Annotated in this window: 18 protein-coding genes; 6 read left to right on the forward strand and 12 right to left on the reverse strand. The window is 70.5% G+C overall.

Annotated elements, in window-relative coordinates; translation table 11 throughout:
* Positions 1-167: 167 nt before the first annotated feature.
* From MT347_RS01815 to MT347_RS01855, 9 genes are all read right to left on the reverse strand, one after another.
* Positions 168-1,727: a glycoside hydrolase family 32 protein gene (locus MT347_RS01815; protein ID WP_243497993.1), complete on the reverse strand. Its 1,560-nt coding sequence runs from the start codon at positions 1,725-1,727 to the stop codon at positions 168-170.
* Between the two features lie 78 nt (positions 1,728-1,805).
* The gene (locus tag MT347_RS01820) at positions 1,806-3,200 is read right to left on the reverse strand and encodes a glycoside hydrolase family 32 protein (RefSeq protein ID WP_243497468.1); all 1,395 of its coding nucleotides are present in this window, start codon (positions 3,198-3,200) and stop codon (positions 1,806-1,808) included.
* Complete coding sequence (locus tag MT347_RS01825) at positions 3,197-4,186, reverse strand: LacI family DNA-binding transcriptional regulator (RefSeq protein WP_243497470.1); 990 nt, start codon at positions 4,184-4,186, stop codon at positions 3,197-3,199. Before MT347_RS01825 ends, MT347_RS01820 begins: the two co-directional genes overlap by 4 nt.
* Before the next feature lie 16 nt (positions 4,187-4,202).
* Positions 4,203-5,114 (reverse strand): carbohydrate ABC transporter permease, encoded by a 912-nt coding sequence (locus tag MT347_RS01830; protein WP_243497472.1) that lies wholly within the window; start codon positions 5,112-5,114, stop codon positions 4,203-4,205.
* A complete protein-coding gene (locus MT347_RS01835) occupies positions 5,114-5,992 on the reverse strand; it encodes a carbohydrate ABC transporter permease (protein ID WP_243497995.1) in 879 nt (292 codons plus the stop codon). Before MT347_RS01835 ends, MT347_RS01830 begins: the two co-directional genes overlap by 1 nt.
* A gap of 76 nt (positions 5,993-6,068) precedes the next feature.
* Positions 6,069-7,406: an ABC transporter substrate-binding protein gene (locus MT347_RS01840; RefSeq protein WP_243497479.1), complete on the reverse strand. Its 1,338-nt coding sequence runs from the start codon at positions 7,404-7,406 to the stop codon at positions 6,069-6,071.
* 39 nt (positions 7,407-7,445) lie between these two features.
* Entirely contained in the window at positions 7,446-8,918 is a 1,473-nt protein-coding gene (locus MT347_RS01845; protein WP_243497487.1) for a glycoside hydrolase family 32 protein, read from the reverse strand.
* Positions 8,919-9,016: 98 nt separating this feature from the next.
* Complete coding sequence (locus tag MT347_RS01850) at positions 9,017-10,906, reverse strand: glucose PTS transporter subunit IIA (protein ID WP_243497997.1); 1,890 nt, start codon at positions 10,904-10,906, stop codon at positions 9,017-9,019.
* Between the two features lie 225 nt (positions 10,907-11,131).
* Positions 11,132-12,739: a glycoside hydrolase family 68 protein gene (locus MT347_RS01855; protein WP_243497489.1), complete on the reverse strand. Its 1,608-nt coding sequence runs from the start codon at positions 12,737-12,739 to the stop codon at positions 11,132-11,134.
* Positions 12,740-13,007: 268 nt separating this feature from the next.
* Here MT347_RS01855 and MT347_RS01860 point away from each other — a divergent pair, with 268 nt between their 5' ends.
* From MT347_RS01860 to MT347_RS01870, 3 genes are read left to right on the forward strand one after another with little or no spacing between them, the layout of a single operon-like run.
* Complete coding sequence (locus MT347_RS01860) at positions 13,008-14,132, forward strand: choice-of-anchor L domain-containing protein (RefSeq protein WP_243497490.1); 1,125 nt, start codon at positions 13,008-13,010, stop codon at positions 14,130-14,132.
* Positions 14,129-15,211 (forward strand): hypothetical protein, encoded by a 1,083-nt coding sequence (locus tag MT347_RS01865; protein ID WP_243497491.1) that lies wholly within the window; start codon positions 14,129-14,131, stop codon positions 15,209-15,211. Before MT347_RS01860 ends, MT347_RS01865 begins: the two co-directional genes overlap by 4 nt.
* A complete protein-coding gene (locus MT347_RS01870; RefSeq protein WP_243497494.1) occupies positions 15,208-16,839 on the forward strand; it encodes a glycoside hydrolase family 32 protein in 1,632 nt (543 codons plus the stop codon). The genes MT347_RS01865 and MT347_RS01870 overlap by 4 nt, the downstream gene beginning before the upstream one ends.
* Positions 16,840-16,981: 142 nt before the next feature.
* On the opposite strand, the gene MT347_RS01875 is transcribed toward MT347_RS01870, so the two are convergent.
* Together MT347_RS01875 and MT347_RS01880 are read right to left on the reverse strand one after the other, a co-directional pair.
* Positions 16,982-17,956, reverse strand: coding sequence for a LacI family DNA-binding transcriptional regulator (locus tag MT347_RS01875; protein ID WP_243497496.1), 975 nt, complete (start codon positions 17,954-17,956; stop codon positions 16,982-16,984).
* A gap of 42 nt (positions 17,957-17,998) precedes the next feature.
* Positions 17,999-18,595, reverse strand: coding sequence for a TetR/AcrR family transcriptional regulator (locus MT347_RS01880; protein WP_243497498.1), 597 nt, complete (start codon positions 18,593-18,595; stop codon positions 17,999-18,001).
* 118 nt (positions 18,596-18,713) lie between these two features.
* On the opposite strand from MT347_RS01880, the gene MT347_RS01885 reads away from it, so the two are divergent.
* Together MT347_RS01885 and MT347_RS01890 are read left to right on the forward strand one after the other, a co-directional pair.
* Positions 18,714-21,311, forward strand: a complete 2,598-nt coding sequence (locus tag MT347_RS01885) for an MMPL family transporter (protein WP_243497503.1) — start codon at positions 18,714-18,716, stop codon at positions 21,309-21,311.
* A 161-nt stretch (positions 21,312-21,472) separates the two neighbouring features.
* Positions 21,473-21,661, forward strand: a complete 189-nt coding sequence (locus tag MT347_RS01890; protein WP_243497505.1) for a hypothetical protein — start codon at positions 21,473-21,475, stop codon at positions 21,659-21,661.
* 235 nt (positions 21,662-21,896) lie between these two features.
* Here MT347_RS01890 and MT347_RS01895 read toward each other — a convergent pair whose 3' ends face one another.
* Positions 21,897-22,145, reverse strand: a complete 249-nt coding sequence (locus MT347_RS01895) for a hypothetical protein (protein WP_243497507.1) — start codon at positions 22,143-22,145, stop codon at positions 21,897-21,899.
* Between the two features lie 120 nt (positions 22,146-22,265).
* On the opposite strand from MT347_RS01895, the gene MT347_RS01900 reads away from it, so the two are divergent.
* Entirely contained in the window at positions 22,266-22,970 is a 705-nt protein-coding gene (locus tag MT347_RS01900) for a triacylglycerol lipase (protein WP_243497508.1), read from the forward strand.
* Positions 22,971-23,016: the final 46 nt, after the last annotated feature.

Consider the following 23,016-nt stretch of genomic DNA (forward strand, 5'->3'; position numbering starts at 1 on the left):
CTCACGATGGCGTGAACCGTACTGACGAGATCGTCGCGGTGGGAGTACTCCCCTTGCTCGGATCCATTCTACGGGATGGGGCGCGGGAAGCGGGACGGGGTCGCCCGCTCCCCGCACCGAAGGCCGGGGGCGCGCAGCGCACGCCCCCGGCCGGGCCCCCTCTTCCCCTACACCGGCACCGCGAACTCCCGGATCGTGATGCCGGAGAACGTCGCCGCACCCCCGTCGGTGTACAGCGAGATGCCGGTATCGCCCTCGAGGAAGTGCACCTGTTGCGACAACACCGTGTGCCCGGCGTTGACGAAGACCTCCACGCTCTGACGGTCGACGAAGATGCGCAGGTGCACCGATCGTGCCGCGGCGTCGATCGGCGCCGCGGCACGGGTGTAGGGCGTCAACGCGTAACCGCTGCGTTCGGAGGGACCCCGGTCGACGTACACGTCGGAACCGTACTTGCCGATGTTGGTGTGCCGGGAGCCGTCGGCCGAGCGACCGACCGATACGCCGACGTTGGTGGCATCCGTCCACGAGATGTCGAGCTCGAGCTCGTAGGCGCGGCCCGTCCACGGCAGCACCGCACCGCCGTTCACGGTGCGATCCGGGAGCGTCACGGTCGAGGTGGCGCGGGAGGCGAGGGCGGCGATCGGTGCGCTCAACAGGCTGTACCACCCGCCCGACTGCCGCTCCAGCCGGAGCTCGCGCACGATCGAGTTCTGGCCGTTGTACCCGTCGGTGACGTCGGTGGGCACGTCGCGGGCGGCGTACTTCCAGTTGTTCATCCACCCGATCGCCAGGCGCTTCGTGTCGGGGGCCTCGATGCTCGGCCAGGTCACCGCGCCGTACCAGTCCCACCCCCAGTCGAGCCACTGCGGGGTGAGGTCGTCGGCGACGAACCGTGTGCCGTTCCAGGTGCCCATCCAGTACGCGTACGTCATCGGGAGGCCGACTCCGTAGGCATCCATGCTCGCGCCCAGCACCCAGTGCCGAGAGCCGTCGTCGGCCGTCATCTGGAACAGGTCGGGGCACTCGATGCCGCCGAGCTGCGGGTTGGGGTAGTCGAAGTTGCTCTTCCAGGTCCACTGCCGCAGGTTCGGCGAGGTGTAGAAACCGGCGTAGCGGGCGCGGCCGAGGGCCATGACCCACTCGCCGCGGACGGCATCCCAGTGCACCTTCGGGTCGCGACACCACTCGGCGTTGTCGATCTCGGCGGGAGTCTGGGCGGTGCGGCCGTCGGTGTTGACCAGCACGGGGTCGGGCAGCATCGAGAAATGGAAGCCACCGTCTGTCGAGAAGTACAGATACTGCTCCTGATACTTCCGGATGCCGCCGGTCGGACGTGTCGCGAGCGCGATGACGGCTCCCGCGCCGAAGCCGGCGGTGTTCGCCGTGTCGACGACGAGGCATCCCGACCAGACGGGCACGCCGTTCGTGAGGGGGAGGACCGTGCCGTGGTGGGTGAAGCTCACGCCGTCGGTGGTGGCGTGGTCCCACCCGCCGGCGCCGTTGTTGACATCGGAGTGCAGGTAGTAGAGCTGATACTTCCCGCCCGAGACGATCGGTCGCTGCGGGTCGCACAGCCACGCGGTCGGGGGCGTCATGTGGAACATCGCGCGTTGTGACGCGGCCTGCGCGTGGGCTGCCGGTGCAGCGGGGGAGGCCAGGGCGAGGGCGAAGGCCCCGGCTCCGGCGCCCTGCAGGAGGGCGCGTCGGGAGATCTCGAACGGCATGGTGCTACTCACTTCCTCGTGATCGGCGGGCGCGACGGTGCGCCCGCCGGGTGGGCCGGCGGTTCAGGGAGACGTCGGTCAGGCGGCCGCCGGAGCCGCGGGACCTTCCTGCGCGGGGTCGCCGGTCGCCCCGACGCGCACCGCCCCGACGCGAACGCTCGGGACGACGTCGGTCTCGGCGCTCGCCGCGATGGTGACGGGGCCCGCGCCGAGGGTGACCAGATGCGACAGCACCGTGGCGCCGTCGTCGGAGAACACCTCCAGCAGCGGACCGTCGAGGACGAGGGTGACGGCGCCGGAGGTCGGCCCGACCAGCGGCGCCGATCGGATGCCGGCGAAGTCGGGGTGCAGCACGTCGGCCGCGCGTCCGCTGCGCGAGACCGAGAGCGTGCGGGCAACCGGATCGTGAACCACGTCGACCGCGGCGTCCGCCTCCCCCTCCAGCCGGAGGCGCACGGTTCCCGTGGCGCCGGGGTCCCACCGCACGTCGAGCACGGCATGCGGCTCGATGACGACAGCGCCGGTCTCGACGGCGCCGGGGGGTGGAAGGACGGGGTGCTGGACGAGATGGAGCACTCCGTCGATGCGACGCAGGCCCAGCGTGCGAGGCAGCGACATCGCCCCGCGCCACGGCGAGGTCGGGACGACGTGCGCGTAACGCCAATTCCCCATCCACGCCAGCATGACGGCGGCTCCCCCCGGGGCGCTGTCGAAGGTGACGCCGGCGTAGCAGTCGCGACCGTGGTCGAGTGGACGGAGGTCGACGGCCGGGGAGCGGAAGACGCCGTCGTCGAGGTCGCCCACGACGTAGTGCATCGCCGAGCCCTCGGGATCGGCGTCGTCGCCCACCGGATTGGTGCTCAGCAGCAGCACCCACGCGCGCTCGGTCGTCCCCTCCACCGGTAGCCGCACGAGGTCGGGGCATTCCCACACCACGCCCTCGGGGCCGAGCGGGCCGAACGACCCCGTCTCGCGCCAGGCGGTCAGGTCGTCTGAGGCGTAGAACACCACACGGCGCTCCACGGCCTCGACCGCGAGCATGAGCCAGCCGCCGCCCGGCACGCGCACCACCTTGGGGTCGCGGAAGTCCGAGCTCGTGCGATCGAGCACCGGGTTCGCGGCATCCATCGTCCAGGTGAATCCGCCGTCGACGCTGGTCGCGCGTGACTGGGCCTGGATGCCGCGGTCGTACGCGCTCGTGTAGAACGCGGTGAGCGTGCCGTCGTCGCCGGACACGATCGAGCCGGAGAAGATCTGCTCACCGGGGCGGTGGCGGAGCGCGACGGGGTGCTCGTCCCAGTGCAGCAGGTCGGGGCTGGAGGCGTGGCCCCAGCTCATGTTTCCCCAGTCGTTGCCCTCGGGGTTGAACTGGAAGAAGGCGTGCCACCGATCGTCGGCGAAGACGAGCCCGTTGGGGTCGTTCATCCAATTCTGCGCGGGGGCGAGGTGGAAGCGGGGACGGGGAAGGCTCACACGGACTCCCGGGGGATCGAGGGGCAGGCGATCAACTGTCGCGCGCCGGCGGCGGGGGATTCGAGGCCGAGTAACGTGCGCACTCCCGCGGCCCCCAGCTCGTAGTGCGGCAGGGCGACGGTCGACAGGGGCGGGCGCAGGTGCGCGGCGATGACGTCCTGGTTGTCGAAGCCGATGACGGCGACATCGTCGGGGATGCGCAGGCCGCGCTCGCGGAGACCGTCGTACAGCCCCATCGCGACGCGGTCGTTGTGGCAGAAGACGGCGGTCGCGCCCGAGTCGACGACGGCCGCCGCCGCGTCGTAACCGCCCTCCTGCTCGGGCGCAGCCTCGAACACCAGCGCACCGTCGGCGTCGACGCCCGCCGTCGCCAGCGCCGAGCGGTACCCGGCGAGCCGGCCGCTGCGCGCGGGCGAGGGCGACGTGGTGTTGATGAACGCGATGCGGCGATGCCCCGCCGCGAGCAGCTGCTCGGTCGCGGTGCGCCCGCCCTGCTCCTCGTCGGGCACGATGGCCGGGAACGCGTCGTCGGCGGCGAAGCAGTTCACCAGCACCGTCTCGGTGTGCTGCAGGGGCGGCGGCACCTGGATCTCGCGGTGGTACCAGGTGGAGTACAGGATGCCGCGCACCTGGTGCTCGAGCATCATCGCGATCGCGTCGTTCTCGGCGGCGGCGTTGCCCTCGGTGTTGGCCACGAGCAGGACGAAGCCGTGACGCCACGCTTCGTCTTGGGCGCCGTGGATGATCTGACCGGCGAAGGGCGTGGTGGCGATGGCATCCGCCACCAGCCCGATGAAGCGAGAGCTCCCCTCCGACAGTGTCTTGGCCAGGGCGTTGGGTCGGTACCCCAGCGCGACGACGGCCTCCTGCACGCGGCGCCGTGCATCGTCGCCGATGCGGGCGCCCGGCTTGTCGTTGACGACGTGCGACACGGTCGCGACCGAGACGCCGGCGACCTTGGCGACATCGCGCATGGTCGTGGTCATGAGGGGGTCCTCGCGTTCATCCCTTGGTGGCTCCGCTCTCCAGGCCGGCGATCATCGCTTTGTTGAGCACGAGGAACACCAGCAGCAGCGGCGTCACCGTGACGCACACCGCGGCGAACGTCGCCGTCCAGTCTGTATTGCCCATCGCTCCGATGTAGTTTTGCAGGCCCAGCGGGATGGTCTTGAGCCCGTCGGAGAGCACGAAGGTGTTCGCGAAGATGAAGTCGTTCCAGATGAAGATGCTGTTCACGAGCACCACCGTGATGATCGTGTTCACCGAGAGCGGCGCCGTGATCTGCAGGAAGATGCGGTACGGACCCGCTCCGTCGAGGGAAGCCGCCTCGTAGAGCTCGCGCGGGATGTACTCGTAAAACGACGAGAACAGGTACACCCCCATCGGCAGGGAGAACGCCGCGAGCGGCAGGATCATCGAGAGGTGGGTGTCGAGCAGGCCCACCTGCGAGTAGTCGATGAACAGCGGCACGAGCGCGATCTGCACCGGCACGATGATCCCGAGCAGGAACAGCGCACGCACCACACCGCTGAGACGGAAGCCGAGCACCTGCAACGCGTACGCGGCCATCATGCCCGCGACCACGATGAGCAGGCTCGCCCCGAGGGTGACGATGAGCGAGTTGCCGATGTTCAGCAGGAGGTTGCCGGTGCCGAAGGCGCGGGCGTAGTTGTCGAGGGTCCACTCGCGGGGGAGGGCGAACGGGTCGCCTCCGGCGAAGTCGCTCGCGGAGCGGAAGCTCGTGAGGAACAGCCACAGCAGGGGGTAGACCTGGACGACGACGATCAGGACGACGGTGATCGTCAGCAGAGTGCGCTGCATCCGCAGCCGCGGCGAGCGGTGCACCCGGCGCGGTGCGGGCGCGGGGGCCGGAGGAACGGATGCCACGGGGGCAGGGGAGAGGGTGATGCTCATCACGCGTCCTTCCGACGCAGCAGCAGGAAGATGAGGCCGACGGCGACCAGGCACTCCACGACGATGAAGACCGAGATCGCGCTGGCGTAGCCGTAGTCGGTGTGGACGAACGCCGTCTTGTACATGTAGGTGGTCAGCAGTTCCGACGATTGGCCGGGGCCGCCGTTGGTGAGCAGGTACGGGATGTCGAATCCCCGCAGGGCGAAGGTCGTCGCCATGACGGTCGTGGTGATCCACACGGGACGGATGTAGGGGAAGCGGATTCGCCAGAACGTTTGCCACCAGGAGGCACCGTCGAGGCGGGCTGCCTCCTCGAGCTCCTTGGGCACGGCGATGAGGGCCGCGTAGATGATGAGCATGTAGAGCCCGGTGAAGCGCCACCCCTCGGGGATGGAGACTGCCGCCAGCACGGTCTGCACGTTCGACAGCCACGCCGTCTGCAGCCCTTCGAGGCCCACCCACGCGAGCAGCTGGTTCAGCAGGCCGACCGGCTCGAGCGAGTACACCCGCAGGAACAGGAACGCAATGGCCACGGTCGAGATGACGGCCGGCAGCAGGTAGAGCGTCTTCACCAGTTCGCGTGCCCGGGGAAGGGCCGTGAGCAGCCCCGCCACCGCGAGCGCGCCGCCCAGTTGGAGCACCAGGCAGATGGCGAGGTAGCCGAGCGCGTTGCCGAAGGCGGTCCAGAACACGTCGTCGCGGGTGAACATCTTGACGTAGTTGTCGAGACCGACGAACTGCAGGTCGGTGATGCCGTCCCACTCGAAAAGGCTCAGGATCAGCGACTGCACGATGGGCAGCAGCACGGCAGCGCCGTACAGCAGCAGCGGGGGCACGAGGAAGACGGCCACGGCCAGCCCGGAGCGCCGCGGAAGCATCGACGTGCTGAGCGGCCGCCGGCGCGGCGCGGGCCGGCCGGCCCCGGTCACCCGGGGCCGGCGAGGTGCGAGCGTGTCAGCCACCGACGTTCTCCGTGAGGGTGGCATCCATCGTGCTGACGAAGTCGTCGGGCGTGATGTCGCCCTGCACGAGCAGGGTGAGCTCCTGCTGCAGGCGGGTGTTCGTAGCGGGGTCGAGCTGGGTGTCCCAGGGCATCGCGAGCTTTTGGCCGACCTCGCCCGCCTGTGCAATGGCGCGGTCGTACAGCGGCGTGGCGTTCGCCGGAATCTCGGTCGGAGCGTCCGAGGTCGGGGACAGAGCGCCGGAGGCGGCGACCTCGGCCGGGTAGCGCTCGAGGGCGAAGGCGAGGAAGTCGCGCACCAGCGGGTCATAGGTGGCGGCGTTGACGGCCATGCCGATCCCCGACGGGGCGACGTACTCGTCGTCGGCGGTCACCGCACCGGGGAGCGTGGGGAGGGTGAAGTAGTCGACACTGTCGCGCACCCCGGCATCGAGCTTGTCGGTCGCAAGGTTTGCCAGCTCCCACGTGCCGATGTTGTAGACCGCGGCTTTGCCGGAGGTGAACTGCGCCTGCGCGTCGGCGTACCCGGTGGACGAGAAACCCTCTTGGAAGCACCCGGCCTGACCCAACCCGTACAGCCAGTCGGCAGCCGCACGGCCGGGCGCGTCGGAGAACGCCGCCTCGCCCGTCTTGAGCTTCTGCACGTACTCCGGGCCGGCCTGGCGGAAGGGGTAGTAGGCCATGTAGCGCTCGAGCGGCCAACCGTCGGCGCCGTCGAGGGCGATCGGGGTGATGCCCTTCTCGCGAAGCGCCTCGCACATCGGGGCGAAGTCATCGAGCGTCGCGGGCACCTCGACGCCGGCCTGTGCCAGGAGGTCGCGGTTGTACCAGAAGAACTCCAGCTGGAACTCGAACGGCACCATGTACAACGAGCCGTCGTCGAAGCGCTGGTAGTTCAACGCCGCCTCGCGATAGTCGTCGGCGAGGCCGAGGTCGTCGAGCAGCAGGTCGACGTCGACCATGCGGCCCTGCCCGGCCAGCTTCTGCGCGAACGGGGTGGCATCCGTGTCGAAGAGCTCGGGCAGCTTGTTCGCCGCGGCGAGCGTCTCGTACTTCTGGATGTAGCTGGGCCGGTCGGGTGTGGTGATGAGGGAGAGCGAGAACCCGGGGTGATCTGCGGCGTACTCGTCGGCGATCTTCTGCATCGCGGTGATGACGCCACCGTCGGCCGGGCGCGAGAGCAGCCAGGAGATCTCCCGGGGCTGGATCTCGCCCTCCGGGTTGACGTCGGTGGGGTCGCCGCCGGTGCCGGTACCGGCGCAGCCGGAGAGGACGAGGGCGCTGGCGGCGGCCAGGGCGACCCAGGGAGCCGTGCGGGCGTAGTGGACCATGTGAATCTCCGTTGATGTGTGGTTCGGGTGCGGGTGGGTTTACGAGGAGGCGACGAGGAGTTCGTCGCGTTCGACGGCGGTCGGGGCGTCGTCGGGTCTCGGCGCGGACACGTCGAGACCGAGGATGGTGGCGGTCCCCTCGCCGACGAAGGCGCCGACGCCGCCGGTGGTGCGGTCGTAGAGCCGGGTGCTGAGGGTCACGGCGCCGTCGACGGTGGCGACGCACAGGTCGCCGTCGACGATCACCTCGAGGCGGTGCGGCCCCGGTTCGAGCGTCACGTGACGTTCGAGTTCGATCGCGAAGGGCACGTCGCCCGAGATCTGCCATTGCTCACCCCCGGTGCGCCGGCGCGGCCACCGGTCGAACACGAGTCGGTTGCGACGCGGCTCGAGACGCAGCGCGTAGCCCTCGTCGCCGTCGGCGCTCGCGCGCAGCAGCAGGCCGCACTCGCTCGTGCCCGCGGCGATGTCGAACACGGCGTCGACGCGGAAGGTCGAGGGGATGCGCTCGGACAGGAGGAGATCGGCGTAGCCGTCGGGGGCGGTGAGGACGGTTCCGGATGCCACCGTAGCGACGCCGCGGCCGAAGCTCTCGGCCAGCTCGACCGGGGGATGGAACCGCAGCGTGCCGTCGGGGTTCTGCTCGGCCTCGAGCACCGACAGGGTGCCCGCCCATTGCCACGCCCCGTCGTCGGTGTCTCCCTCGCGCGAGGCGATCCAGCCGAAGAAGAAACGTCGGTCGTCCCGCGCGGCGGACTTGGCCGCGTAGTAGGCGCGGCCGTCGAGGGCATCGTCGGCGGGGACCGTCCACGGGCCGTGGAGGCTGCGCGAGACGCGGTAGCGGGTGGTGAAGGATTCGCTGAACTCGGAGTAGACGAGGTACCACCAGCCGTTCCACTCGAACACCTCGGGGCATTCGTGCGCGATGTAGCGCCGCGGGTCCCAGAACGTCTCGACGGGCTCCCAGGTGGCGAGGTCGTGCGAGACGCACTGCGCGATGACCCCTCGGCGGCGCTCGGGCCCCTCGGCGTGGCGGGCGGTGACGAGCATGCGCCAGAGGCCGGCGGCCTCGTCGCGGAAGACGAAGGGGTCGCGCCAGTCGGCGGTCTCGTAGCCGGCGGTGGCGCCGAACGTGTGCTCGGGGTGACGCTGCCAGGTGCGCATTCCGTCGGTGCTGGTGGCGTGCAGTACCTGCTGCAGCGGCTGTCCGTCGGCGCCGCGGCGCTCGGGGTTCTGCCCGGTGTAGAAGAGGTGATGGATGCCGTCGGCGACGACGACGCTGCCGGTGTAGACGTTGAAGTCGTCGGCATCCGGACCGCCGGAGGCCAGCGCGGATCCCGCCTCGGTGAACGTGACGAGGTCGTCGGTGACGACACGGTGCCAGGGCATGCCGACCTTGGGCGTCTGCCGCGATTCGTGCAGGTAGAAGAGGTGGAAGCGGCCGTCCTCCTCCCACGGGATGACGTCGCCGACCCAGGCGTGGGGCGGGCGGAAGAACCCTCGTTCGTGCATACGGATGACTCCTCGTCGAGACTCACTGCGCCGATGGAACCGGAGTGGTTAATCGGTTACGCAGACGCTAGCAAGCTCTTCGAGGGATGGTCAAGCGGTTAATCAGATTTCGTCGCGCTGCGTGTCCGACGCAGCACCGGAGTGCCGACGCGGACCTCGTCATCTCCGCCGACCGCGATGAACGCGCGCTCGTCGGCGTTCGTGACGATCGTCAGCACAACCGGGTCGAGGCCCGCCGCCGTCACCGCGGCGAGGTCGACGTGGACGAGCGCGTCGCCCGAGCTCACCCGATCTCCTACGCGGACCAGCGGGCGGAACCCCCGCCCCTCCAGCTTCACGGTGTCGATACCCACGTGCACGAGCAGCTCCGTGCCGTCATCGGTGGTGACCCCGTAGGCGTGGGCGGCGGCGGCGATCGCGCTGACCGTTCCCTCCGCGGGGGAGGAGATGAGCCCCGACGCGGGAGCGATCGCCGAGGTCGGGCCCAGCGCGCTCGCCGCGAAAGCCGGGTCGGCGAGATCGGACACTACGACCCGGGTGCCCGCCACGGGGGAGCGGACGACGGAATCGTCTCGAGGCTCGCCCGCGCCGTCACCCTCGAGGGGGCGACCCCGGCGCCGGCGCCAGCGCGCCCACACCAGTGTCCCGGAGAAGGACAGGACGATCGACACCGCGAGGCACAGCAGGAACGGCCCGACTCGACCCGGAGCGATCGAGAGGAAGCCGAAGATCCCCGCCGCTCCCAGAGTCACCGCCTCCACGCGGAAAGCGGCGAGGACTGTCGCGGAGATCGCCGTAGCACCCACCGCGATGACGAAGGGGACCCGCAGACGCAGCGTCACGCCGAACATCGCGGGTTCGGCGATACCGAGGGCGGCCGGCGCCGTCGAGGTGGCCGCCAGCGCCCGGAGCCGAGAGCCCCGGCGCGCCGACACCCACACCGCGAGCGTCGCCGCGGCCTGGGCGACGTTGGCGGCGGCGGCGACGGGGAAGATGAACGACCCACCGGTCGAGAGCAGCCCGAGCTCGATGGCGATCAGGCCCTGATGCAGGCCGGTCACGACGAGCGGGGAGTACACCGCCCCCACGACGGTGCCGCCGAACACTCCGGCGCTGGTATAAAGCCACTCCATCGCGACCGCAGCCGCGTCCGCGGTGAAGCGCAGCGCAGGTCCGAGGGCGAGGAAGGCGAGCAGGCCAGTGGTCAACAGCGTCAGCAGGGGGACCAGCAGCAAGCGCGCCGAGCCGCGCAACCGACGGCCGAAGAAGCGCTCGAGGCGCGCGAGCACGAAGCAGATCGCGATGATGGGCACGACCGTGCCCTGGTAGTCGATGGCGAGGACGTCGATCCCGCCGATCACCCACCCGGTCTCGGGCGGGAGATGGATGGCGGGCAGAGCCGAGTCCGCCGCGAGACCGGGCGCGGCCACCAGCGCCGCTCCCATCGCCGCGCCCAGGTAGGGGCTGCCGCCGAACCGACCCGCGGCCGAGAACCCGAGCAGCACGGGCAACAGCGCGAAGACGGCCGCACCCAGCAGGCCCACCAGGGCCACCGGTCCGCGTAGCCACGGCACGGCGTCCACCACCGCCAGGTCGCCGAACGCGCCGGGGCCGGCGAGGACGTTGTGCAGCGCCGTGAGCAGACCACCCGCGACGAAGGCGGGCAGCAACGGCGTGAACACGTCGACGAGCACGCTGATCGCGCGCGTCGGAAGGGGGCGGGCGGATGCCGCGGGTGACGGCGCGAGCCGACGCTCCAGAGCCTCCGCGACGTCGTTGACGGCCCCCGGCCCCACGACGATCTGCACCTGATCGCCCACCACCTGTGCGGCCAGCACGCCGGGGACGGCACCGAGGGCGGTGGCGTCCACCCTCGCGAGCTCCCGCGGGCTCACCCGCAGGCGGGTGGCGCAGTGGGTCGCGGCCGCCACGTTCTCGGCGCCGCCGAGAGCGCGGAGCACGGCGTCGGCCATCGACATGGCATCCATCGGCACCCGGACCCCTCGCACCCCTCCCCAGGGGTGGTGAGATCCAGGGTACGCGCCCGGGCCCCACCTGCTGCCGGGGCCATCGTCCGGGAACGCCGAAACGGGGCCCCGCCGTGGCGGAGCCCCGTTCCTGGGGTGGGGTTCCCGTCATTCGAGGGGGGTGCCTCGTCTGTCGGGGTGGGGATGCCCGTTCATCAGGTGCAGCACCCGTTCACGGGCCGGGGGTCAGCCGATCGGCCGCGGGTCAGCCGTGCCGGCGATCTCGTGCGCGTAGCCCGAGGGGATGTCGGCCCACTGGCCGAGCCCGTTCGTGCCGTACGAACGGTCGACCGTGACGGCCTCGCCCTCGATGTCGAGGCGCACCGTGGGTGCGAGGGTGCCGCCCCGTACGAAGTCGTCGCTCGTGCCGATCGTGTCGATGAACGACTGCACGAGGCCGTCGGGCATGACGTAGTGCGAGTAGGCCTGGAACTGTCCCGGGTGCTGATCGGGGTGCGGGGCGAAGGGTGCGCCCACGGGGAAGTTCAGGTTCGCCGGGCTTCCCAGGGCGAGTCCCGAGCCGCGGTTCACGGGCTGGAAGTCGCTGCGGATGCCGTCGCCCACGAAGCCGTAGACGCCCTCGGGGCCGTCGATGCCGGCCGCGTAGGTACCGCGGTGGGTGATGGTGAACAGGTAGTACTTGCCGTCTTTGATGTAGATCTGCGGACGCTCGGTCTGGTCGTTCACGCAGTTGGCCGACAGGATCGGCGGCAGGAAGCGCCACTCGGTGAGGGCGGCGTTCTCGGCGACCGCGAGGCCGACGTTCGCCATCTGGAAGTGCGCACCCTTGTCCATCGCCTCATCGGCGGTCTCGGCGTGCGGGTCGCCGGGGGCGTAGCCCATGTCCTCCTCGGTGCACGCGCGCTCGCCGCGGGCGACCGCGGAGTTGCCCTCGAACACCATGTAGGTCTTGCCGGGGTGGGCGGGGTCTTCGAAGGTGAACGGGTCGCGGAAGTTGAAGAACTCGTTCTGCGCGCCGGTCTGGTAGTACTCGCCGTCGGCCTGCAGCATGTCGTGCTGGTCGCGGAAACCGGTCATCCACACGCCGTTCTCGTCGGCGAACAGGCGCCCCTCGCTCTGGACCAGGCGCGGGTCGTACGGTTTGCGGTTGGAGCCGTCGTCATTGCGGTAGAACGCCACCGCCGTGTAGAAGATGCGCAGCTTGTTGCCGTCGAAGATGCGCGTCGAGCCCGACCACTCGGTCTGGTGGCTGAAGGACTGGTCCTCGAAGATGGCGCCGGACGCGCCGTCGGGGAACACCAGGCCGCCGTACGTCCAGCCGCCGTCCGCGGGACGCTCGGCGACGTCGGCCTTGCGGAAGAAGTATCCGAGCTTGGCGTAGGTGTGCCGGTCGTCGAAGCCGAGCTTGCGGTCGGCGACGAGCGAGAACACGACCTCCCACCCCTTGAAGCTGGGCTGAGCGGAGGTGCCGTCGGTGAGAGTCCAGCTGTCCCAGACCCAGACCTCCTCGTTGCTCATGTCGGGGAAGTCCTGCGGCACCGTCGGCATCGTGTACTCCTCGGGCATGGAGTTCTCCCGCGATGCGGCGGCGGGATCGCTCATGGCCTGGAGCTGGCGCGCATCGGCGCGGGTCCACTTGGCGGTGAAGTCGGCCTCGGGATCGTAGGCCTTCTGGGTGTGCTCGGTCGGGGCGGGGAAGCCCGCGACGGCCTCGGGGGCGGGTTGCGCCTGGGCGGGGGCGCCCGCCGCCAGGACCGCCGTGGTGGCGATCACCGCGGCGATCGCCGCGAGTCGAAGGCGCGCACGCCCCGCTCGATTCTGCAATGTGGTCACGTCGTTCTGCTTTCTGAATCGCAAGACGTGGATCCTTCTCCTCGCCCTCAGCGTACGAAAGCGTGGCGTGTATGTCAAACGATTAACATAATTTGCATTCGCCCAGAATGTCTGGCACTCTCGACCTCGAGTCGCCGCATGGCGTGCTCCGTGGCATCCCTCCTCTCGCGGACATCTGAGCCCGCACCAGCCACCCTCTTCGCGACGACGTGAACCCGGTCGAAAAGACCCGTGTTCGTCGCGCCCACCCGTATCCCACAGGAGTGTCATGACCCAGCTCGTCCCCACCGCCCGCAGGTCTCCTGCGCGGCGCGTCCCCTTCGCGGTGGCGGCCGCCGCGGCCTCGTCGGCGGCCATCGTCCTGCTGGCCGCCGCGCCCGCGCACGCCGCGGCCACCGTCGCCACCCTTGAGGGTCAGGATGCCGCGACCGCGTCGAATTCCCTGATCGGCGGCCATGTTTCGCTGGCATCCGCATCGCTTGCGCTGGGCCGCACCGTGCAGGCGGGAACCGTCGCCGACCTGGACCTGGCCCTGCCGGCGGGTCCTTTCGCGGGCGTCGCGCTGAGCACCGGCTCGCTGCGTGCGGCCGACCCCGCCGCTCCCGCCGACGTCGACTTCACGTCGTCGTCCCTGGTCGGACCCAACGCGAAGCTCACGACCACGGGCGACCTCGGCGGGCCGGGATCCGCCCTGCTCGAGTCGTCGTTCGCCACGACGACCTACGACGCGGCGGAGCTCCGTCTGAGTGTCGTGCCCGAAGGTGACAAGCTGACAATCGTTTACCATATCGGTAGCGAAGAGTATGCCGGCTGGGCCGAGCGCGACTACACCGATGCGTTCGGTGTGTACGTCGACGGCCGCCTGTGCTCCACCCTCGGAGACGTGCCCGCGGGGGTCACCAGCCTCAATGCCGACACGCGCACGGAGCTGTACGTGTCGAACGTGACCGCCGCCGGCGCACCCGGTACGGCCGACACCGAGATGAACGGCTACTCGGTCGCGCTGACGTGCACCGCCGATGTCGCCCCCGGCCAGCCGGTCGAGGTCGTCGCCGCCGTCGCCGACACGGTCGACGGTCAGCTCGACTCGACGCTGCTGCTCGCGGCGAACGGCATCACCTCGGTGCCGGGGCCCGCGCAGCCCTCGCCGTCGCCCACGCCCGCCCCCACCGACGAGGACCCGGCGGCAACGCCCGCTCCCGTTCCCGCGTCGGTGACCGAAGCGGCCGGCACGGGCGCTGTTCGGCCCGGTTCACCGCTCGCGGTGACGGGTGTGGATTCGGCATCGCTGGTCGCGGGTGTCGGCCTCGCCGTCGCCGCGGTGGGCGCGGGGGCCGCGGCCCTGGTCGTCTCGCGTCGTCGGCGAACCGCTCGCGAGGTGAGCGAGCAGTGATCCGCGTCGGCTCCCGTCTCTTCTCCCGCTCGCTCGCCCTCACGGGCGGTGCGGTCCTCGGTGCGATCTTCCTCGCCGCACCCGCGCACGCCGCAGCCACCCTGGCGCTTCCGGCCCAGGTGGCGGTGACGCAGGACGGCGCGGCGACGGTCTCGGACGTGCGGTGGGAACTGCCCGCCGGTGCGGTGCCGGGTGGCGTCGTGACGTTGACGCTTCCCGAGCACGCGGGAGTCGCGGCGGGAGCCGACTGGATCGCCTCGACCGGGGCGGTGATCGGCACCGTCCGTCTCGATGCCACGGGTCTCGCCACGATCGAGCTGACAGAGGCCGCCGCCGACCCCGCCAACCGGCAGGGTGAGGTGCTCGTGCGCTCGGTGCTCGACGAGTCGCCGCCGACGATCGAGACGTCGGCCTCCACTGCCGACGCGATCCTTCGCCCGGGGGAGGAGCCCGGGCCGTTCTACGGCGCCCCCGATCGTTCGCGGGGCAATAAGTACGGTGCATGGACCGACGAGACCGAGACGCGCGCCCGTTGGGTGCTCGAGTCGCCGCGGGGTCCCTGGGACACGCTCGACATCGTCGATCGTCCCGGTCCCGGCCAGCGGATCGATTGCGCCGCGGGTGTGCGCGTGCGGGCGGCGAGCGAGGTCGATCCCGGGACCGGCTATCTGGTGGACCCGGTCGACCTGCCGGCCGAGCGCGTGGCCGTCGCGTGCGACGACACCGGGCTGACCGCCACGATCGAGCCGGTCGGCGACGAGATCGTCGAGCTCACCCTCGAGACGGTCCTCGATGCCGCATCGACCGAGGTGTCCAATGCCGCGGACTTCGTCGCGGAGCGATCCGTCGAGGGGCAGGCGACCCGCACGGTCTCGTTCGAGCCTCGCCTGACGGTCGCACCGTCGCCGACGCCCACTGTTCCTCCCGTCACCGAGACACCGGAGCCCGATCCGGGTCTTCCGGACCGCCTGGCGGAGACCGGAACGGATGCCACTGTGCCCGTGGGCATCGGTGCGGTGCTGCTGCTGGCCGGCGCCGCGATGGCGGCCCGCCGACGACCGACTGGGAGCCGCGCATGATGGGGATCGACCCGCGCCCCGTCGCGCGCTCTCGAGGACGCCGTATCGGCATCCTCATCACCTCGATTATCGCTGTCGTGATCACGGTCGTCCTGGTGATCGTGTTGCTGCCGCGAGGTGAGGAACCGGTGCCGGAACCCTCGCCCTCGGCGACCCCGGACGCCTACGCCACCCCCGAGGGCTGGGAACAGTTCCGGCCGACGTTCCACCTCACGCCCGAGCAGCACTGGATCAACGACCCGCAGCGCCCGGTCTTCGTCGACGGCGAGTGGCGGCTCTATTACCTCTACAACGCCGATTACCCCGAGGGGAACGGCACCGAATGGCACCTTGCGACGTCGACCGACATGGTCACGTGGAAGAACCGCGGGGTCGCCATCGAGAAGTACCGCAACGGCCTGGGGGACATCCTCACCGGCAGTGCCGTCGTCGATGAGCGCAACACGGCCGGGTTCGGGGCAGGGGCGATCATCGCCCTGACCACCCAGCAGGATGACGGCGTCCAACGCCAGTCGCTGTTCACCTCGACGGACGGCGGCGTCACCTTCCAGAACTACGAGGGGAACCCGGTCATGGAGAATCCCGGCGCGACCGACTGGCGCGACCCGAAGGTCGTGTGGGACGACGCCCGCGAGCGGTGGATCATGGTGCTCGCCGAGGGGGAACGGTTGGGGTTCTACACCTCCGAGAACCTCCGCGAATGGACGTACGCCTCGGACTTCGTGCGCACCGACTACGGTCTGCTCGAATGCCCCGACCTGTTCGAGATGGTCGATCCGACGACCGGTCGCCGCACCTGGGTGCTGGGCGTGAGCGCCGACGCGTCCGCGACGGGTGGCACGACGGGCTTCGCCTACTGGACCGGCGCCTGGGACGGTGAGCGCTTCTCTGCGGACACCGACGAGCCGCAGTGGCTCGACGGCGGCGCCGACTTCTACGCGGCCGTGACGTGGGACGACCCGCGCGATGGCGACGATGGTCGGCTGGAGCGCCGCTACGCGCTCGGCTGGATCAACAACTGGGCGTATGCCCGCGACCTCCCCGGCGGGAGCTGGCAGGGCGGTTCGCTGTCGACCACGCGCGAGATCGTCCTGCGAGAGATCGAGGGGCGTCCCACACTGCTGTCGCAGCCGGTCGCGGCCCTCGCCGCCCAGGAGGGCACGGGCGCGACCGCGCCGACGCTCGCGGTCGCACCCGGCGAGACCGTGGACCTGCCCGTCCAGCCCCGCTCGGATGCATACCGTCTGCGGGCGCAGGTCGATGCGCCGGATGGGGGCGAGGTGCGCCTGCGTTTCGGGTCCGCCGAGGCCGAGGTGACCGTCGGCTACGACGCCGATGCGGGGGTGGTGTTCCTCGATCGCCGCCACGACGCGGTGGCGGATGCCATGCCCGAGACGTACCGCGAGATCCGCACCGCCTCGGTGGATGCCGACGGCTCGGTCTCCCTCGACATCCTGGTCGACGCGTCCTCGGTCGAGGTGTTCACCGGCGACGGTCGTGCGTCGCTGACCTCGGCCGCTTACGTCGACGCCCGCGCGGGTGTCACGGCCGAGGCCGTCGGTGCGGCGGTCGGCATCCGGAACCTCTCGGTGACCCCGCTCGCGGTCAACGATCCGAACGCCCCCTGAGCCCGCGGCCGCACCGCACCCCCCACCCGGTGCGGCCGCGGCCCCTCCGGTGCGGTGCGGATCCCGCGGCCGGCCGCCTCGATCGCCGATGCCGTCGCCGAGACGCCGCGATCGTCGATCCCGCAGCCGAGACGCTCGGGTGTCAGGACGTCCAGCCGTGACGCAGGGCCACCGGCAACGGCTGCTCCGCGCCGGTGGTCGCCGCGGCATCCGCCATCCGTTCGAGGAGCAGGTCGACCGCCCGTTGCGCCATCCGATCGATGGGTTGGCGCACAGTGGTGAGGCCGGGAACAGCCAGGTGCAGGGACGCCGCCCCGTCGTATCCGACGATGCGAAGATCGTCCGGCACGCGACGCCCGGTCTTACGCGCCCATTCCAGCGCCATGAGAGCGGTCAGATCGTCGCTCGCGAAGACGCCGTCGCAGGCGTTGACCGTCAACCACGTCTCGATCGCTGCCCGGCGCTCATCGTGCGACGTGTCGTAGCCGTAGGCCATGACCCGGGGTTCGAGGCCGTGGGCGAGCATCCGTTCCCGATAGGCGGCGGCGCGCTGGTTTCCGGGGTGGTCCGTTGCGGTGAGGTGCACGGGGGAGCGTGAGCCGCGGGCGATGAGGTGCTCGGTGGCGAGCACGCCGCCGGTGCGGTTGTCGCTGTGCACGGTGGGGATGCCCTCGCCCAGACGTCGGTCGATCGCCACGATGGGCAGGTCGGCGCGACCGTAGCCGGCGACGTCGCGGTTGTGCGTCGAGCTGATGATGCCGTCGACGCGATTGCCCTGGAGGAGGTCGAGGTAGCGCTCCTCGCGCTCGGGGGTGTCGTGGCAGTCGCAGAGCAGCATCTTGTAGCCGCGCTCGGCGAGCGCCCCCTCGACGTGCGAGGCAAGCTCGCCGAAGAACGGATCGGCGACGGTGGGCACGATCAGACCCACCAGCGTCGATCGTTGGCCGATGAGCGAGCGGGCGATCTCGTTGGGCCGGTAGCCGAGCTCGGCGACCGCGTCGTCGACGCGCCGTTTGATGTCGTCGCTGAGGTAGCCGCGGTTGTTGAGGACGCGCGAGACGGTGGTGACCGAGACGCCCGCGCGCGCGGCGACGTCCTGCAGCTTGGGTCGGCTCATCGGATGCTCATCGGGTCGAGGGGGAGGGCGGACGCTTCGACGCTATCCCACGGCGGTCGATGGCCCTTCCGCACGGGCGGGGTGTTCGCCCACGATCGCACCGACGAGCACCCGCATGTCGCCGTCGTCGAAGTCCTCGCGGCTGAGCGCGCGCAGGATCACGGCCCCCACCAAGGCGTCGGCGGCCGCATCCAGCCGTGGGCCGGTGACGCCGCCCATCGACCGCGACAGCCGGTCGATGAGGGGGGCGGCGAGGATCTCAGCGCGCAGCCGTCGTCCGGTCTCGGCGCTTCCGGCCGCAGCCGCCACAAGGGAGCGCAGCAGACCTTCGCCGTCGGGGCTCGCGCGCAGGGTGAACAGCTCGGTGAGCCAGGCGGCGAGGTCGGTGCGCGGGTCGCCGGTGTCGGGCAGGTCGCGGCGGCCGTCGAGCAGGCGGCCCTCGAGGAGTGCCTCGGCGATGACGTCGCCCTTGCTCGGCCACCACCGGTAGATGGTCTGCTTACCCACTCCAGCGCGGCGCGCGATCCCCTCCATCGTCAGGTGGTCGTAGCCGCGCTCGGTGAAGAGCGAGACGGCGGCCTCGAGGATCGCCAGGCGCGCGGCTTCGCTGCGAACGGGACCACTACGCGGAAGTGCCATGACACATATTGTGCGCGACATCGCGAGATCTCAAGACGAGACGGTGCGTGTTATCTTTGCCGAGACTGGTCGGAGCCGACGGTGCTCCCTCGCGCGCACCGCACGAGAGGAACCCCGCATGGCCGAATTGCTGCATCGTCTCGGAACCTTCGCCGCGCGACGCGCGTGGACCGTGATCGTCGCGTGGGTGGTCATCCTCGGCGTCGTCGGCGGCGGCTTCGCGCTCGGTTTCAAGGGTCTGAGTTCCAGCTTCGACATCCCCGGCACGGCATCCGGAGACGTGATCGCCGAACTGCAGGACGAACTGCCCGACTTTAGTGGCGCGTCCGGCGCGGTGGTGTTCCGCACCGCCGACGGCTCGGCTCTCACCGACTCCCAGAAGGTCGACATCACCTCGCTGGTGGAGTCCGCGGGTGATCTCCCCGACGTCGCGCGGGTCACCGACCCCTTCGCGACACAGGCGCAGCTCGACGCTCAGCGGCAGCAGGTCGTCGACGGCCGCCAGCAGCTCGCCGACGCCCGCACCCAGGCCGAGGCGGGTCAGCAGCAGCTCGACGACGGCACGGCCCAGCTCGACCAGGCTCAGCAGCAGCTCGACGCCGGGCGCGCGCAGCTCGAGGCGGCGCCCCTTCCCGACGCCCAGAAGCAGGCACAGCTCGACGCCCTCGACGCGCAGCAGGCGCAGCTCGATCAGCAGCGCGCCGCACTCGAGCAGCAGCAGACGCAGGTGACCGACGGCCTCGCCCAGATCTCCGCACAGGAGACGCAGCTGGCCGACGGCGCCGAGCTGCTCTCGTTCGCGGATGCCATCCGCCTGGTCTCCGATGACGGTTCGACCGCGATCGTCAACGTCTCGTTCGGCGAACCGCGTCTGGAATTGTCGGAGACCTCGAAGGAAGCGGTCGTCGAGCACTTCACCGCGGATCCCATCGACGGCGTCGACGTCGCCTTCAACACGGAGATCTCGCAGGGCGTACCCGAGATCCTCGGAGTGGGCGAGGCGATCGGCGTCGGGGTCGCCGCGGTGGTCCTCATCGTCGTGCTCGGTTCGCTGCTGGCTGCGTCCTTCCCGATCGTCACGGCGCTGGTCGGCGTCGCCATCGGCGCCATGGCCACCCTGTCGTTCTCGGGGATCGTGCAGATGGCGTCCGTGACCCCGATCCTGGGCGTCATGCTGGGGCTCGCCGTGGGCATCGACTACGCGCTGTTCATCCTCTACCGTCACCGGCGCCAGTTGCTCCAGGGCGCCAACGTCGTCGAGTCCGTCGGTCTCGCGAACGGCACGGCGGGCAATGCCGTCGTGTTCGCGGGGATGACGGTCATCGTCGCCCTGCTCGCGCTGAACATCACCGGCATCCCCTTCCTGGGGCTGATGGGAACCGCGGGCGCGGTGAGCGTGCTCGTCGCCGTCCTCATCGCGGTGTCACTGACGCCGGCGTTGCTGGGGCTGGCGGGCATGCGGATCCTGAGCCGCCGTTCACGGGCGCGCATCGCCTCGAACGACGCAGCGGGGCACCCGCGCCGCGCCGCACGTACGGGAGCCGACGCCGGCGATGCCGCGCGGCACCCGCGTCGCGCGGCGCGCACCGGCGCGGTGGCCACGGCGACGGCGGTTCGTCCCATGTCCACCCTGCGCGCTGTCGTGACGATGATCGTGGCCGTCGCCGCCCTCCTGGCCGTCGCCATCCCCGCGCTGTCGATGCGACTGGGTCTGCCCGACGGCGGGTCCGAGGCCGAGGACTCCACCGCCTACCAGGCCTTCACCTGGACCGAGGACGCTTTCGGCGCGGGAGCCAACGCCCCCTTGCTCATCACCGCCGCTCTGCCCGAGGGAACCGCGGAAGGCGACGTGCAGGGACTGCAGCTCGAGGTCGCCCGGGAGCTGTTCGCGCAGGACGACGTCGCGGCTGTCGCCCCCGTCGCCGTCTCCGACGACCGCACGCTCGGCGCGTTCCAGGTTATCCCTCAGGAAGGGCCGAACGCGGTGTCGACCGAGCAGCTCGTCCGCGACCTGCGGGCGCTCCCACCGGTGAACGGCGACATCGACCTCGGCGTCGCCGGGGCTGCCGCCATCAACATCGACATCTCCGAGGGGTTGGCCGACGTGCTGCCGATCTATCTCGTCGTGGTGGTGGGGCTGTCGTTCCTCATCATGGTGATGGTCTTCCGCTCCCTCGTGGTGCCGTTCATCGCCACGGCCGGCTTCGTGCTCTCACTGTTCGCCACGTTCGGCGCGGTGACCGCGGTCTTCCAGTGGGGCTGGCTGGGTGATCTGCTGGGCGTGCACAATCCCGGCCCCATCTTGAGCTTCCTGCCGGTGATCCTGGTCGGCATCCTCTTCGGGCTCGCGATGGACTACCAGTTGTTCCTCGCCACGGGCATGCGCGAGGCGTGGGCCCATGGGGCGTCGCCGCGTCTGGCGGTGGCTCAGGGCTTCCGCGCCGGCCGCACCGTCGTCACTGCCGCGGCGGTCATCATGATCGCCGTCTTCTCGGGCTTCATCGCCTCCGATTCCGTGATCATCAAGTCGATGGGCCTCGGGCTCGCCCTGGGCGTCCTGTTCGACGCTTTCGTGGTGCGTATGCTGCTGATGCCCGCCGTCATGCATCTGCTGGGCGGATCGGCCTGGTGGCTGCCGCGGTGGCTGGACCGCATCATCCCCAACGTCGATGTCGAGGGGTCGGCGCTCGAGCGGCGGCATCCCGCGCACCACTGATCGGCGAGGGCGGCGTTCGCGTCCGGGACCGACACGCGCCGGGAGACGTCCCGTGCACGTGTGCCGGTCATCGACGGGGTGGCGGGCTCCGCGCAACCCCTCCCTCGGCCAGGCGCCGCTGCGCGAGGATTCCGATCACACCTGATCCGAGGAGGACGACGATGACTGACCGCGAAGAGACCCAGGACGCCCCCGTCATGGACGGCGCGACCGACGCCGGCGTGGAAGAGAAGAAGGACGGCGCGCGCGAGCAGCGGGCCGCCGACGCCGCCGTCGCCGACGAGGGCCTGCCCACCGAAGATCTGAAGGGTGACCTCCGCAGCATCCGGGGCTACGGCGAGGATCGCTGAGGCGAACGCGGATTCACCGCCGGACGGACGACGACCCTCGTCCGGAGCCACGTGGGGGAGAGGCTCGACGGGCGAGGGTCGTCGAGGACGCCAGAGGGGCGTCACCCGCACCGGCGATGCCGGGATCGGGTAGTGGAACTGTACGCCGCACATCGTCGGTCCTGGCGGTATCTCAGGCAATCCGAAGGCTCGGGCGGCGAGACTCCCGCGCGACCGTCCACGCCCGGGTCTTCGGTCACCCGGCGTCGTCGGTGGGGACCTCTCCGGCGGAGATCGCATCCGCGTATGTCCGGATGTCCGGGCCCGGTTCGTAGTCGATGAAGCGGTCCTTGATGCGTGCGTTGATCTGGGCGAAGGCTTCGTCCGACGAGATTCCGCTGTTTTCGCGGGCGATGGCGACGACCGCCTCTCGCAGCACGTTGTCGGCGTCGTCGAGGATCTTCTGGCGGGCGGGTTCGTTCCAGCGGATGTCGGAGATGTCCATGGGCGACACCATAGGACGCCGGTCACGGGCCCTTTTCGGGGTTGCGCTGTGAGGCTGCGTGTGCGGAGCCGACCACGCAACCCGGGTCGGACGCCGCCCCCGCCTCGTCAGGATGGACCCATGTCGACGGATGCCGTGAAAAGCAGGGGGACGCGGGTCCGGACGGGGCTGCGCGATCTGAGGTGGTGGGTGCAGGACTACGTCTATGCGCTGCGCGGGCAGTGGCGCGCCCTCACGGGCCGCGAGGGGGCCGAGAGTCTCACGGAGGGTGACAGCACGCCCATCGTGCTGCTTCCCGGCATCTACGAGACGTGGCGCTTCCTCGAGCCTCTGGCTCGCGCCCTGCACGAACGCGGTCACCCGGTGCACGTCGTCGACGAACTGGGGGACAACCGACGCCCCATCTCCGAGCAGGCCTCTCGCGTCGCCGCATTCCTCGTCGCGCGCGGTCTGCACGACGTCGTCGTCGTCGCGCACAGCAAAGGGGGGCTCATCGGCAAGCACGTGATGGCGTTCCACCCCGCGGGATCCCGGGTGCGGGCGATGGTGGCCGTCGCGACGCCGTTCGGTGGTTCGCGGTACAGCCGGTTGATGCCGACTCCGTCTCTGCGGGCCTTCGCCTCGGGTGATGCGACCATGCGCGCTCTCGCCGCCGCCGCGGAGGCCAACGCCCGGATCGTATCGATCTACGGGACCTTCGACCCGCACATCCCCGAGGGGAGTGAGCTGGCGGGAGCGCGCAACGTCCGCCTGTCCGGGGGAGGGCATTTCCGCGTCCTCGCCGATCCGCGGGTCGTCGCCGAGGTCGTCCGGGTCGCGGAGTGAGCCCGTCGCCCGGTCGCCCGGAATCCGGACACCGTCCGTAGGCCCC

The sequence above is a fragment of the Microbacterium sp. VKM Ac-2923 genome, assembly GCF_022815605.1.
Classification (GTDB): Bacteria; Actinomycetota; Actinomycetes; order Actinomycetales; family Microbacteriaceae; genus Microbacterium.